Below are 13069 nucleotides of genomic sequence, written 5' to 3' on the forward strand. Positions count from 1 at the left end.
GGTCCTGACGCGCTTCGCTTAGATCGCCTTTTCAAAAATCTTCGAATTACGCTGGTAGTTGTACAGTGACGCACGTGCGCTGGGCAGGCGATCGACGCTGCTGGCCTCGAAACCGCGCTCCTGGAACCAGTGCGCCGTACGCGTGGTGAGGACGAACAGGGTTTTCAGACCCAGCGCCCGGGCGCGTTCTTCGATGCGTTCAAGCAGCTCGTCGCCGCGCCCGCCGTGGCGATACTCTGGATTCACCGCCAGACAAGCCAACTCACCCGCGTCGGAATCGGCAATCGGGTACAGCGCCGCGCAGGCGATGATCAGGCCTTCGCGCTCAACCACGCTGAACTGCTCGATTTCCCGCTCCAGCACTTCCCGCGACCGACGCACCAGGATGCCCTGCTCTTCCAACGGCGTGATGAGGTCGATGAGCCCACCGACATCGCCGATCGACGCTTCGCGCACCAGCTCGAACTGCTCCTGGGCCACCAGTGTGCCGCCGCCGGCGCGGGTGAACAGCTCGGAGAGCAGCGCGCCATCTTCGGCGTAGCTGACGATATGGCTGCGCGCCACACCCCCGCGACAGGCCTGGGCCGCGGCATCCAGCAGTTCCGCCTGGTAGTTGCTGCCCAGGCGCTGAAGGTGCGCGGGCACCTGCTGTGGACGCAGCTCACGGACCAATCGGCCCTGCTCGTCCAGCAAGCCTGACTCGGCGCCAAACAGCAGCAGCTTTTCCGCCCCCAGATCAATGGCCGCGCGCGTCGCGACGTCTTCGCAGGCCAGGTTGAAGATCTCGCCGGTGGGCGAGTAACCCAGCGGTGAAAGCAACACGATGGAGCGTTCGTCGAGCAGCCGGCTAATACCCTTGCGGTCGATACGGCGCACTTCGCCGGTGTGCTGGAAATCGACGCCCTCGAGGACGCCGATCGGGCGCGCCGTGACGAAGTTTCCGCCCGTGACGCGCAACCGCGAGCCCTGCATCGGCGAGGCGGCCATGTCCATCGACAAACGCGCCTCGATGGCAATTCGCAGGGCGCCGACGGCGTCGATTACGCATTCGAGCGTGGCGAAATCAGTCACGCGCATGTCGTGGTGGAAATGCGGCGTCAGGCCACGGGCCTGCAAGCGGCTTTCGATCTGCGGGCGGGAGCCGTAAACCAGCACGAGGCGCACGCCGAGGCTGTGCAGCAACACGAGGTCGTGGACGATGTTGCCGAAGTTCGGGTGCGCCACGCCATCGCCCGGAAGCATGACGACGAAGGTGCAATCCCGGTGGGCATTGATGTAGGGAGACGCGTGGCGGAGCCAATTGACGTAATCGGGCATATCCGAAAGGAGCCTGTGGTGGATGGACGAAGGGGTGGAAGCACTCAAGACGGCATGAGCGTTATCGTCGGAACAGGCATCGCAACACGCGTACTCTCCTTTTCGGGTAATTCTCAGACAGGCCCTGACTCAACCAGCACTTGGGCGCATTCAAGGGCACTCAAGGGGTAGCCAGGCAGTAATGTTCGATCAATTGACGTAACAGACGCACTGTAGGCTGCAAACGTGACATTTCAAGATATTCACCGGGCTGGTGCGCACAGGCAATGTCCCCGGGCCCCATCACGATGGTTTCGCAACCAAGGCGCTGAAGATAAGGCGCTTCGGTACCAAATGCCACCGCTTCGGCCGTATGACCGGTCAGACGCTCCGCGATTCGCACCAGTTCCGCATCGGCGCTTTCTTCAAAGGGGGACACTTCCGAAAACAGCGGCGCGTAGTCGATCTGTACTTGGTGCAGTTCGGCGACGGGCTGCAGTTTCTGCCGGATCGCGGCGCGCAGCACCTCGGGGTCCATCCCCGGCAGCGGGCGCAGATCGAACTCCAGCGAGCATTGCCCGCAGATGCGGTTAGGGTTGTCGCCGCCATGGATGCAGCCGAAGTTCAGGGTGGGTTGAGGCACGCTGAACTGCGGATTGCGGTATTGCTCCTGCCAGTGTCGGCGCAGGCCTTTCAACTCGCCAATGGCGTCGTACATGGCTTCCAGGGCGCTGCGCCCCAGGCTCGGGTCCGAGGAGTGACCGCTGCGGCCGAGAATCTCGATGCGCTCCATCATCACGCCCTTGTGCAGGCGGACCGGCTTGAGGCGAGTCGGCTCGCCAATAACTGCCGCGCGGCCCAGTACACCGCCGGCCGCAGCCAATGCCTTGGCACCGGCCATGGAGCTTTCTTCATCGCAGGTCGCGAGGATGATCAGCGGCTGTTTGAACGGCTGATCGAGCAACGGCTGAAGCGCCTCAATGGCCAACGCGAAGAAGCCCTTCATGTCGCAACTGCCCAGTCCTACCCAATTGCCGTCGACTTCGGTCAGTTTCAGCGGATCGGTCTTCCACAACGCATCGTCGTAAGGGACCGTATCGCTGTGGCCCGCGAGCACCAACCCGCCGGGGCCGGTGCCATACGTTGCCAGCAGATTGAATTTGCCAGGGCTCACGTGCTGGATGTCGCAGGCAAAACCCAGATCGCCCAGCCAACCTGCCAGCAGATCAATGACGGCGCGATTGGACTGGTCGAGCGCGGGCTGCGTACAGCTCACAGACGGCGCGGCGATCAGGGCGGCGAACTGGTCTTTCATGGACGGCAACGGCATAGGCGACTCCGGTAATGGGGTACGACACGCCGGCCATCATAGGTTGATTGGCCCGCATGAATAAACTGTCACGGTTGATGTCCTGTACACTGCACGGCCCACGCAGCTGTGTCGATTCCGGCTGCGACCCCGTTATCAGCGATAGAGCGTTTGGATTCTCCGGCCATGCAGAAAGAAACCGAAATCAAACTCCGCGTCAGCCGCGAAACCCTCATAGCCCTGCGCGAGCACCCGTTGCTGAAGAAGCGCAACAAGAGCGGCTGGGAGCGGTTGGAGCTGTTCAATCAGTACTTCGACACCCCCGAGCGCGAGCTGGCCCATGCCAAGGTTGCGCTGCGCCTGCGCCGCGACGGCGACGCAATCATTCAGACCCTCAAGACCCGCGGCCAGAGCGTGGCGGGCCTGTCCGAGCGTAACGAATACAACTGGGATGTACCCAAAGCCAAATTGGACCTGAAGAAGCTCGACGGCGAATGCTGGCCCGAGCAACTGGCAGATCTGGACAAGAAAACCATCAAGCCGGTGTTCACCACTGATTTCGTCCGCGAGAAAGCGGAAATCGCCTGGGGCCGTGGCAAGACCAAGGTGGTGATCGAAGCGGCGCTGGACCTGGGCAAGGTCGTCGCCGGCAAGCAGCAGGAAGAAATCTGCGAGCTGGAGCTTGAACTGCGCGAAGGCGACCCTGCCGCGCTGCTGGAACTGGCTGCAGAGCTGGCGGAGAAGCTGCCGCTGATGCCCTGCGATATCAGCAAGGCCGAACGTGGCTATCGCCTGTTCGACGCCAGCAGCTACTCGATCAAGTTGCCGTCACCCGAGCTGCATGGCGAACTCTCCGTAGACGACGCGTTCAGCGCCATCGCCTGGTTCCTGCTCGGCAGCAGCCAGCGTCTGGCCGAGCAGTACCGTTTCAACGGTCACTGGAGCCTGTTGCAGGAATGGGTCGAAGTGCTCGCTGAATTGCGCGCCCTGGCCGGCAGCCTCGGTCAGGCCGCTCCGCGCGCCACGACCCATGACCTGCGCGCCGCGCTGGACGCTTTGCTGGAAGACTGGCGCACGCTGGTGCTCGCCGGCCAGGAAGACGGCGACGTACGCGCCGCCGCCCATGAGCAGTTCATCGAAGAGTTGCAGGACACTCGTTGGGGCGTGTTCTCGCTGACCACCTCGCGCTGGTTGATGGCGCACAGCTGGACGGTGGAGCGCAACAACCGTGGCAATCGTCAGGGCCACGCGATGCTCAGCAGCTGGGTACCGCGTTTCCTGGGTGATGAAGCCACCGCGCTGAACCTGCCGCGCTACCAGCAGCAGCCGGAAGATCTGGCCGAGCAACTGCCACGCATCGAACGCCTTCAGGTCTGGCTGCATTACGCCCGCCAGGCCCTCGACCTGCCTGAGCTGGATCGCTTGTACGGCGAGTTGAACAAGCTAGAGCAACTGGCGCATCTGGACATCACCGACGAAATCCTCGATGCCCGCGTCCAGCAAACCATCACCGTGCTGCAAAGCCGGGCGTGGAAGACATTGTTGAAGTTGTAAGGCGCTGGCAGTAGGACCGGCTGACGCTGTTTTGGTAGGACCGGCTTCAGCCGGGAAGAGGCCAGTAGCCACACCTTAATTTTTGTGGTGTGTCCACCGACGCCTTCCCGGCTAAAGCCGGTCCCACTAAAGGCAAGCGGTCCTACGAGATGCGTGCGGTGTGTCAGTAGGACCGGGTCCAGCCGGGAAGAGGCGCCCTATCGGCCAATCGGCAAGCTCGTCGTCGATTTGATCTCAGACAGCGCCACTGTCGAGTTCACTTCCTGAATGCCCGGTACCAGCGAGAGCTTTTCGAAGAAGAATCGCTCATACGCCTCGATATCCGGCGTGACGATGCGCAGCAAAAAGTCCACCGACCCCATCAGTACATAACACTCCAGCACTTCGGGAAAGCCACGGATCGCCTCTGTGAATTCAGTGAAATTGGACCGACCGTGGGCGTTGAGTTTTACCTCTGCAAAAATCTGCGTATTCAGGCCAATCTTCTTGCGATCCAGCAGCGTCACCTGCCGCCGGATCACCCCCTCCTCCTTGAGCCGCTGGATCCGCCGCCAACAAGGAGACTGCGACAGGCCGACCTGCTCGGCAATCTGCGCGCTGGACAGCGACGCATCCTCCTGCAGCAGCGCCAGAATCTTCCGGTCGTAGGCATCCAGCTCGATTTGCATAGTCAATTCCTGAAAGCAGTCCACTGCACATAAACAAGTCTCATATAGCCTAATACAGCGCATCTTCGATCAGAAATTTCTTTTCCCGCGTGTAAAACTTTCTGCCAATCAACGTCATTGCAACGACGAGGTCGTCAGGAGATTCCCATGCCGCATTTCGAACCCGCCAGCCCCGCCCCCTTTCGCAACGATGCCTGGTCTGTCGGCAACGCTCATTGCCTGTCGCGCTATCAAATCCTTGCCGAGGCAGAAGCTGACGTACTCTGCCGGCTGCTCAACCTTTTCGCGATGCAGTACCTGATCCCCCAACAGGTCAGCGTGCTGCAGCAGGACGGCATGCTGATGGTGAATGTCGAGGTGGGCGGCATGACGTGGCACCGCGCTCAGGTGATTGGCGAAAAAATGCGCAACCTGATCAGTGTTTGCTCGGTCGAACTTGAACCCATGGGTGATTTGCACGTCGTAACCGAGGTTGTCTCACTCGCCGCCAGTTGAGCGCACCGAAAATATTGGCAACGCTTCGCTACCGGCAGGGCGTCACAACTGGCACGCTTGGGACTACTCTTGCTCATCACCGAAGTAAGCCGTCTCGTCCGAAGGAGCCCGCATGTCCGTCCTCGCCTCATCATCTCAGGACCGCTGGCTGGATCTGAACGAAGTATTGCGTGACCTCGTCGCGCAGGGATACCTCGACCAGGACAACGCCGAATATGCGCTCACGCTGCGCCGAGCCGCGCAGAATCTCCACGCCCACCCACTCGAACTCATCGCCACCCAGCAGTTCGATAACCACAAGCGGCCCGGCAAGAAACTCGACCTCGAAACCCTCACCGCCTGGCTGGCTGAGCAAGCCGGCCAGCCGTATCTGCGCATCGATCCGCTGAAGATCAACGTCGCCGCCGTCACGCCGTTGATGTCCTACGCCTTCGCCCAGCGCCACAAGATTCTCGCGGTGGACGTCGATCGCGACGCGGTGACCATCGCCAGCGCGCAACCGTACGTGAGTGCGTGGGAAGCCGACCTGACCCACGTACTGAAGATGCCGATCAAGCGCGTCGTCGCCAATCCCGTCGACGTGCAGAAACTGGCCGTGGAGTTTTACCGGCTGGCGAAATCGGTCAGCGGCGCGAGTGCCAGCGATCAGAAAATCAGCAACATGGGTAACTTCGAACAGCTGCTCAAGCTCGGCGCCAGCGATCAGGAGCCGGACGCCAACGACGCGCACATCGTCAATATCGTCGACTGGTTGTTCCAGTACGCCTACCAGCAGCGGGCGAGCGATATTCACATCGAGCCCCGCCGCGACGCCGGTACTGTCCGCTTCCGCATCGACGGCGTGCTGCACAACGTGTATCAATTCCCGCCGCAAGTGGCGATGGCCGTCACCAGCCGCCTGAAAAGCCTGGGCCGCATGAACGTGGCCGAGAAGCGCAAGCCGCAGGACGGCCGGGTGAAGACCAAAACGCCTGACGGTGGCGAGGTGGAGCTGCGGCTGTCGACGCTGCCCACGGCCTTCGGCGAAAAGATGGTCATGCGGATTTTTGACCCGGAAGTGCTGCTCAAGGACTTCGACCAGCTCGGATTCTCCGGCGATGACCTGCGTCGCTGGGAGGGCATGACCCGACAGCCCAACGGCATCATTCTGGTGACCGGCCCGACCGGTTCCGGCAAGACCACCACGCTGTACACAACGCTGAAGATGCTGGCGACGTCGGAGGTGAACCTCTGCACCATCGAGGACCCGATCGAGATGGTGGAGCCGGCATTCAATCAGATGCAGGTGCAGCACAACATCGACCTGACCTTTGCCAGCGGTGTCCGCGCGCTGATGCGGCAAGACCCGGACATCATCATGATCGGCGAGATTCGCGACCTGGAGACCGCAGAAATGGCGATCCAGGCGGCGCTGACCGGTCACTTGGTGCTGTCGACGCTGCACACCAACGACGCGCCCAGCGCTATCAGCCGTCTGCTGGAGCTGGGCGTGCCGCATTATCTGCTCAAGGCGACGATCCTCGGCGTGATGGCCCAGCGTCTGGTGCGTACGCTGTGCCCGCACTGCAAGGCGCCGATCGAAATGGATGAGGTTGACTGGCAGACCCTGACGCGGCCATGGCAGGCACCCGTGCCAAGCGGCGCGCACCGGGCGGTGGGTTGCGCGGAGTGCCGCGATACGGGTTATCGCGGGCGTGCGGGGGTGTACGAGATCATGCTGATGTCCGACGCCGTGAAATCGCTGATCACGGCGGACCTGGACCTGACGGCGTTGCGTCGCCAGGGCTTCAAGGACGGCATGCGCAGCCTGCGGTTGTCCGGCGCGCAAAAGGTCGCGGCGGGGTTGACGACGGTTGAAGAGGTACTGCGTGTGACACCGCAGAGCGAGCAGCGTTAGTTACTGCTCCGGAACCCCGAAATCCAGCACGACTTTCATGGCCTGCTGCTTGTCCCCGGCAAGCTCGAACGCCTGGACCGCGTCGTGAAACGCGAAGGTGTGGGAGATCACCGGCGTGACGTCGATGACTTTGCGATTGAGCAAGTCCACCGCCTGGGCGAATTCGGGGTGGAAGCGAAAGGTGCCGCGCAGGTCGATTTCCTTGCCCACCACCAGATTCAGCGGAATCGCCACATCGCCACCGAGCCCGACCGTCACCACAATCCCGCGCGGGCGCATGCAGGTCAGGCCATCGCGCAAGGCGTGGGCGCTGCCGGAGGCCTCGAACATCACGTCGAAATAACCCTTGTCGGCGGTATAGCGCGCCAGTGCTTCGGGCTCGTCGCGCAGGTTGTGGGTTTCGCTGGCGCCCATGCGCCGCGCGCACGCCAGCGCGCTGTCGCTCAGGTCTGCGGCAATGATCTGCAACGCACCCGCCGCGCGCAGGCTGCCGATCAGCAAGTTGCCGATCGGGCCGCAGCCGGTCACCAGCACGCGCTTGCCGAACACGCCGCCGGCGCGCTGGATCGCGTGAAGCCCGACCGACAAAGGCTCGGCCAGTGCGCCCTCAGCCAGCGTAGTGGTCGGCGCCAGTACATGAGCCTGGCTTGACTCGATCACCAAGTGCTCGCGAAACGCGCCCTGAATGTGCGGAAACGGCATCGCGCTGCCGTAAAAACGCATGTTCAGGCAATGGTTGGGCAGGCCTTCGTGACAGTATTTGCAGTCGCCGCACGGCCGTGACGGTGACACGGAGATCCGTTGCCCGACGCTGAAAGCGCTCTGCGCGTCGCCGACCTCCTCGATAACCGCCGAGATTTCATGGCCGAGGACCATCGGCTCTTTCAGCCGAACCGCGCCGAAACCGCCGTGCTGGTAGTAGTGAAGGTCCGAGCCGCAGATACCGCCGCGAGCAACGCGAACCCGCAACTGGCCGGCAGAAAGCGGCAATGCTTCGTTGCCGGGCTCGACACGCAGGTCTTTCGCGGCATGGCAGACAATCGCTTGCATGGTCATTCTCCGGATTACAGCGATGCCGTGATGGCACCGTCGACGTAAAGGATGTGGCCGTTGACGAAGCTGGCCGCGTCAGAAGCCAGAAACACCGCCGCGCCTGCCAGTTCAGACACTTCGCCCCAACGGCGGCTCGGCGTCCGCTGCACCAGCCAGTCGCTGAATTCGGCGTTGGCCACCAGCGCAGCGTTCAGTTCGGTTTTGAAGTAGCCCGGCCCGATTCCGTTGACGTTGAGGCCGAACGGGCCCCAGTCGATCGCCATGCCCTTGGTCAGCATCTTCAGCGCGCCCTTGCTTGCCGTGTACGGCGCAATACCCGGGCGGCCCAGCTCGCTCTGCACTGAACAGATGTTGATGATGCGCCCGCGCCCACGGGGGATCATGCAGCGCGCGACCGCTTGACCGACGAAGAAGGCACTGTCGAGGTTGGTGCGCATCAGCTCGTGCCAGTCCGCTTCGGCAAACTCCGCCAGCGGCCCGCGCCGCTGGATGCCAGCGTTGTTGACCAGGATTTCCAGCGGCCCGACGCGCGCCTCGATGTCCTGAACCGCAGCGGCGACCGCCGCGCTGTCCGTCACATCAAAACGCTGGGTGAGGACCGCATGCCCCTCGGCCGTCAACGCTTGGGCGGCCGAATGCAATGTCTCGGCGCTGCGGCCGTTGAGCACGACGGTGGCGCCCGCTTCGGCCAGGCCTCGCGCGATCGCCAGTCCGATGCCTGCGCTGGAGCCGGTGATCAGCGCCACCCTGCCGTCGAGACGAAAACTTTCCAGAACAGCCATGACGCTCTCCTATTGTTTTTGTGGCGTTAATCTCGATTGGCTGCGCCAGCTGTTCTTCCTGTCAGATACGGAAGGTTCGCTGCGCAGAGTGCAGTCACCTTACTCTGCCCGATCAACTTCCCACCGTCATCAACGGTGACTCCATGAACGTTGATGAACTCCAGGAACGGGGCAATTTTGCAGAACGGGGCGCTATGCCCCTCTGTGGGTGGGGAACTAGAACGGGAGATGGCGTATCAAATCGTTTCAGAACAAACCAACATCGGAGTACCCGTCATGCGTCTTAAACTTGCTGTAGCCACGTTAGCCTTGCTTTCCCTGCCGGTCGGTTCAGCAATGGCCGACGGTTTTCTGCGGGATGTGCTTTCGTCTGGTGCCACAACCGGCTCCACCTACCTCACCTTTCGTCACCACAAGCTGATCGTCGCGGCGCAAGACGACGCTGGCAGCTTCGTGGCCAGCAACGGCGAAATCCGTGGCCCGTACCTTGAAGCGGCGATGGATCAAGTGCGCAAAGATAACCCGGCCCTGAAGGCATCGGACATGGACCTGGCAAACGCCATCCTGGCGAAGAATCTGGTTGCCGAGCAATAAGTCAGACACATCGGGATGAATTGGCGTTCTGACGCCGATCTCGCTCGCAAAAAAAGCCGCTCATGTGAGCGGCTTTTTTGTGCCTGACCGATGGGCTTATTCGGCGATCAGCGCCTTGTAGCCGGCTGCGTCGAGCAGCTTGTCCAAGTCGGCGGCATTGGCTGGCTTGACCTTGAAGATCCACGAATCGTAAGGCGAGTTGTTCAGTGCCTCTGGCTCACCCGACAGCACCTCGTTGACTTCAACGACTTCGCCCGCCACTGGCGAGTAGATGTCAGATGCAGCCTTTACCGACTCAACGACACCGGCCTGATCACCTGGTGCCGAGAAAACTTTACCCACTTCAGGCAGCTCGACGAACACGACGTCACCCAGCGCTTCCTGCGCATGATCGGAAATACCGACAACGATCAGATCACCCTCTTGCTTGGCCCACTCGTGGCTCTCGGCAAAACGCAGTTCGGCGGGAATAGTGCTCATGTTCTTATCCTCTCTACTTCATCAGGTCAGCGGAAAAACCCGCCAGGGATGGCTTTCAAATCAGGTTATATCAGGGCCTTGCCGTGACGCACGAATGCGGGTCGAACCACTCGGACCGGGTACCACTTGCCCCGGATTTCCACCTCGGCACGGTCAGCGGTGGCCATCGGCACTCGCGCCAGCGCGATCGACTTGCTTAGCGTAGGAGAGAAACTACCACTGGTGATCTCTCCTTCGCCAACTTCCGCTATCCGGACGACCTGATGAGCGCGCAAAACGCCCCGCTCTTCGAGGACCAGTCCTACAAGCCTTGATGAGATGCCTCGCTTTCGCTCCGCATCGAGTGCAGAGCGCCCGATGAACTCGCGCTCTTCAGGCATCCACGCCACCGTCCAGGCCATGTTGGAGACCAGCGGCGAGACCTGCTCGTCGATTTCCTGACCATACAGGTTCATGCCCGCTTCCAGACGCAGCGTATCGCGTGCGCCCAGTCCGATCGGGGAAATGCCGGCGCCGACCATGTCGTTGAAGAAACTGCAGGCTTCGGTGGCTGGCAGGATGATCTCCAGTCCGTCCTCACCGGTGTAACCCGTGCGGGCGATGAACCAGTCGCCTTCCTGCTGACCTTCGAAGGGTCTGAGGGTGTGGATAAGCGCGGTGCGTTCCTGATTGACCAGTTCGCCGATCTTCTGCCGGGCGTTCGGTCCCTGAATGGCGAGCATCGCAAGCTCCGAGCGGTGCTTGACGCGCACGTCGAAGCCGGCAAGGTTGGCGTTCATCCAGTCCAGATCCTTGTCGCCGGTGGCTGCGTTGACCACCAGTCGATAACCCTCGTCGGTCAGGTAGACGATCATGTCGTCGACGATACCGCCGTGGGTGTCGAGCATTGCGCTGTAAAGCGCCTGCCCGGTCTGTTGCAATCTACCGACGTCGTTGGCCAGCAGATGCTGCAGCCAGGGCTTGGCCTGACTGCCGGATACGTCGAGCACATGCATGTGCGACACGTCGAAAATCCCGCAGTCCCGGCGCACCTGATGGTGCTCCTCAACTTGGGAGCCGTAGTGCAAGGGCATGTCCCAACCACCAAAATCGACGAGCTTCGCGCCAAGCGCGAGGTGCAGGTCAAAGAGGGGCGTACGCTGTCCCATGGGTTTCTCCTTCCGGGCGTGGCGAAGACGCGGTCAATGGCAATCCCGCAAATCCCCCGTGAATTGGGGTCTGGAACCTTTGCTAATCTGAGGAATTGTCTGACAGACCGAGTCGATTGCGGCGCATTGTAGCCGCAAGGTTGGGACCCCGCACCTAACCAATCGGCTTGGCCGAACGTCTGATCAAACCGATGACCGGGAGCAGCCCGACCAGCACCAGGGTCAGCGCAGGCAAAGCCGCACGCGCCCACTCACCTTCGCTGGTCATTTCGAAGACGCGCACGGCCAGCGTGTCCCAGCCAAACGGGCGCATGAGCAGCGTGGCGGGCATTTCCTTGAGGACGTCGACGAAGACCAGCAGCGCAGCGCTCAACGTGCCGGGTATGAGCAGCGGCAGATAAATCCTGAAAAACAATCGCGGCCCGCTGACCCCCAGACTGCGCGCGGCTTCGGGCAGTGACGGGCGAATCCGCGACAGGCTGTTCTCGAGCGGCCCGTACGCGACCGCGATAAAACGCACCAGATACGCAAGCACGAGCGCCCCCAGGCTGCCCAGCAGCAACGGTCGGCCAGCGCCGCCCAGCCAGCTGGATAAGGGCACGACCAGTTCCCGGTCCAGATAACTGAACGCCAACATGATCGACACCGCCAGCACCGAGCCGGGCAGCGCATAGCCAATGTTGGCGACGCTGACGCCCGAGCGGATGGCGCGGGTGGGGGCGAGACGCCGGGCAAACACAAGGATCATCGCCACGCAGACCGTGACCAGCGCAGCGATGCCGCCCAGATAAAGCGTGTGCAGAATCAACCCGGCGTAGCGCTCGTCGAGGTCGAAACGCCCGCGCTGCCAGACCCAGACAATCAACTGCAACAGCGGCACCACAAACGCGCAGGCGAACACCAGTCCACACCACGTGCTGGCGGCGGCGGCTTTTAATCCGTGCAGGTGATAGAGGGCCTTGACCCGCGGGCGCTCGTTGCTTGGCCGGCTCGCCCCCCGCGCGCGATGCTCGCCGTACAGCAGGACCATGACGGCCAGTAGCAGCAGGCTCGCCAGTTGCGCGGCGCTCGACAGGCTGAAGAAGCCATACCAGGTTTTGTAGATCGCAGTGGTGAAGGTGTCGAAGTTGAACACCGACACCGCGCCGAAATCCGCCAGGGTTTCCATCAACGCCAACGCGACACCGGCACCGATCGCCGGCCGTGCCATGGGCAATGCCACGCGCCAGAACGCTTGCCAGGGCGACTGCCCCAAAATGCGCGCGGCCTCCATCAGGCCTTTGCCCTGTGCCAGAAATGCCGTGCGCGCCAACAGATACACGTAGGGATAGAACACCAGCACCAGCACGATAATCACGCCGCCGGTGGAGCGCACTCGCGGCAGACGCAGGCCGGAACCGAACCACTCGCGCAGCAGCGTCTGCACCGGGCCTGCGAAATCCAGCAAACCCACAAAGACAAACGCCAGCACATATGCCGGGATGGCAAACGGCAGCATCAGTGCCCAGTCCAGCCAGCGGCGCCCTGGAAACTCACAAAGCGCCGTCAGCCACGCCAGACTCACGCCCAGCAGCGTGACGCCCAGCCCCACGCCAATCACCAACGTCAGGGTGTTGCCCAGCAACCGCGGCATCTGGGTTTCCCAGAGGTGGGACCATATCTGCTGATCGATGGTTTGCCAGGAAAACAGCAGAACGCTTAACGGCAGCAGCACCAGCGCGGCAATGCTGAAAACCAGGGGGTACCAGCGACGCTGGGGGGAGTGGGCCAAGGGGGTTACTCATGGAGAGTTG

At 62.1% G+C, this 13069-nt stretch carries 12 protein-coding genes; 4 read left to right on the plus strand and 8 right to left on the minus strand.

The genetic code is table 11. The features are described from left to right. Positions 1-18: 18 nt before the first annotated feature. Together argA and argE are read right to left on the minus strand one after the other, a co-directional pair. Positions 19-1317, minus strand: a complete 1299-nt coding sequence (gene argA, locus BBI10_RS05850; RefSeq protein WP_065987444.1) for an amino-acid N-acetyltransferase — start codon at positions 1315-1317, stop codon at positions 19-21. 160 nt (positions 1318-1477) lie between these two features. Continuing rightward, positions 1478-2626: an acetylornithine deacetylase gene (gene argE / locus BBI10_RS05855; protein ID WP_065987445.1), complete on the minus strand. Its 1149-nt coding sequence runs from the start codon at positions 2624-2626 to the stop codon at positions 1478-1480. Between the two features lie 165 nt (positions 2627-2791). Between argE and BBI10_RS05860 the strand changes: the two genes are divergently transcribed. Continuing rightward, positions 2792-4159, plus strand: a complete 1368-nt coding sequence (locus BBI10_RS05860) for an inorganic triphosphatase (protein ID WP_065987446.1) — start codon at positions 2792-2794, stop codon at positions 4157-4159. 197 nt (positions 4160-4356) lie between these two features. Here the strand turns inward: BBI10_RS05860 and BBI10_RS05865 are convergent, their stop codons facing one another. Continuing rightward, entirely contained in the window at positions 4357-4827 is a 471-nt protein-coding gene (locus BBI10_RS05865) for an Lrp/AsnC family transcriptional regulator (RefSeq protein WP_065987447.1), read from the minus strand. Positions 4828-4974: 147 nt separating this feature from the next. On the opposite strand from BBI10_RS05865, the gene BBI10_RS05870 reads away from it, so the two are divergent. Both BBI10_RS05870 and BBI10_RS05875 read left to right on the plus strand, forming a co-directional pair. Next, on the plus strand, positions 4975-5322 hold the full coding sequence (locus BBI10_RS05870; protein ID WP_065987448.1) for a hypothetical protein: 348 nt from the start codon (positions 4975-4977) through the stop codon (positions 5320-5322). A gap of 112 nt (positions 5323-5434) precedes the next feature. Continuing rightward, positions 5435-7219 (plus strand): GspE/PulE family protein, encoded by a 1785-nt coding sequence (locus BBI10_RS05875; protein WP_065987449.1) that lies wholly within the window; start codon positions 5435-5437, stop codon positions 7217-7219. Here the strand turns inward: BBI10_RS05875 and BBI10_RS05880 are convergent, their stop codons facing one another. Both BBI10_RS05880 and BBI10_RS05885 read right to left on the minus strand, forming a co-directional pair. Continuing rightward, positions 7220-8269, minus strand: coding sequence for an L-idonate 5-dehydrogenase (locus BBI10_RS05880; RefSeq protein WP_065987450.1), 1050 nt, complete (start codon positions 8267-8269; stop codon positions 7220-7222). It lies immediately after the preceding gene. Positions 8270-8283: 14 nt separating this feature from the next. Continuing rightward, positions 8284-9054, minus strand: a complete 771-nt coding sequence (locus BBI10_RS05885; protein WP_065987451.1) for a glucose 1-dehydrogenase — start codon at positions 9052-9054, stop codon at positions 8284-8286. Positions 9055-9330: 276 nt separating this feature from the next. Between BBI10_RS05885 and BBI10_RS05890 the strand changes: the two genes are divergently transcribed. Next, positions 9331-9648 (plus strand): DUF2388 domain-containing protein, encoded by a 318-nt coding sequence (locus BBI10_RS05890; RefSeq protein ID WP_065987516.1) that lies wholly within the window; start codon positions 9331-9333, stop codon positions 9646-9648. Between the two features lie 96 nt (positions 9649-9744). Here the strand turns inward: BBI10_RS05890 and gcvH are convergent, their stop codons facing one another. From gcvH to BBI10_RS05905, 3 genes are all read right to left on the minus strand, one after another. After that, on the minus strand, positions 9745-10128 hold the full coding sequence (gene gcvH, locus BBI10_RS05895; protein WP_065987452.1) for a glycine cleavage system protein GcvH: 384 nt from the start codon (positions 10126-10128) through the stop codon (positions 9745-9747). Between the two features lie 65 nt (positions 10129-10193). Further along, on the minus strand, positions 10194-11276 hold the full coding sequence (gcvT, locus tag BBI10_RS05900; protein WP_065987453.1) for a glycine cleavage system aminomethyltransferase GcvT: 1083 nt from the start codon (positions 11274-11276) through the stop codon (positions 10194-10196). A 154-nt stretch (positions 11277-11430) separates the two neighbouring features. After that, the gene (locus BBI10_RS05905) at positions 11431-13047 is read right to left on the minus strand and encodes an ABC transporter permease (RefSeq protein ID WP_065987454.1); all 1617 of its coding nucleotides are present in this window, start codon (positions 13045-13047) and stop codon (positions 11431-11433) included. Between the last annotated feature and the right edge of the window lie 22 nt (positions 13048-13069).

The organism is Pseudomonas graminis (assembly GCF_001705435.1).
Taxonomy (GTDB): domain Bacteria; phylum Pseudomonadota; class Gammaproteobacteria; order Pseudomonadales; family Pseudomonadaceae; genus Aquipseudomonas; species Aquipseudomonas graminis_B.

Excerpts from the sequence above, each read along its gene's own strand:
- argA (WP_065987444.1), bottom strand. The coding sequence starts at position 1,317 with ATGCCCGATTACGTCAATTGGCTCCGCCACGCGTCTCCCTACATCAAT.
- argE (WP_065987445.1), bottom strand. The coding sequence starts at position 2,626 with ATGCCGTTGCCGTCCATGAAAGACCAGTTCGCCGCCCTGATCGCCGCG.
- BBI10_RS05860 (WP_065987446.1), top strand. The coding sequence starts at position 2,792 with ATGCAGAAAGAAACCGAAATCAAACTCCGCGTCAGCCGCGAAACCCTC.
- BBI10_RS05865 (WP_065987447.1), bottom strand. The coding sequence starts at position 4,827 with ATGCAAATCGAGCTGGATGCCTACGACCGGAAGATTCTGGCGCTGCTG.
- BBI10_RS05870 (WP_065987448.1), top strand. The coding sequence starts at position 4,975 with ATGCCGCATTTCGAACCCGCCAGCCCCGCCCCCTTTCGCAACGATGCC.
- BBI10_RS05875 (WP_065987449.1), top strand. The coding sequence starts at position 5,435 with ATGTCCGTCCTCGCCTCATCATCTCAGGACCGCTGGCTGGATCTGAAC.
- BBI10_RS05880 (WP_065987450.1), bottom strand. The coding sequence starts at position 8,269 with ATGCAAGCGATTGTCTGCCATGCCGCGAAAGACCTGCGTGTCGAGCCC.
- BBI10_RS05885 (WP_065987451.1), bottom strand. The coding sequence starts at position 9,054 with ATGGCTGTTCTGGAAAGTTTTCGTCTCGACGGCAGGGTGGCGCTGATC.
- BBI10_RS05890 (WP_065987516.1), top strand. The coding sequence starts at position 9,331 with ATGCGTCTTAAACTTGCTGTAGCCACGTTAGCCTTGCTTTCCCTGCCG.
- gcvH (WP_065987452.1), bottom strand. The coding sequence starts at position 10,128 with ATGAGCACTATTCCCGCCGAACTGCGTTTTGCCGAGAGCCACGAGTGG.
- gcvT (WP_065987453.1), bottom strand. The coding sequence starts at position 11,276 with ATGGGACAGCGTACGCCCCTCTTTGACCTGCACCTCGCGCTTGGCGCG.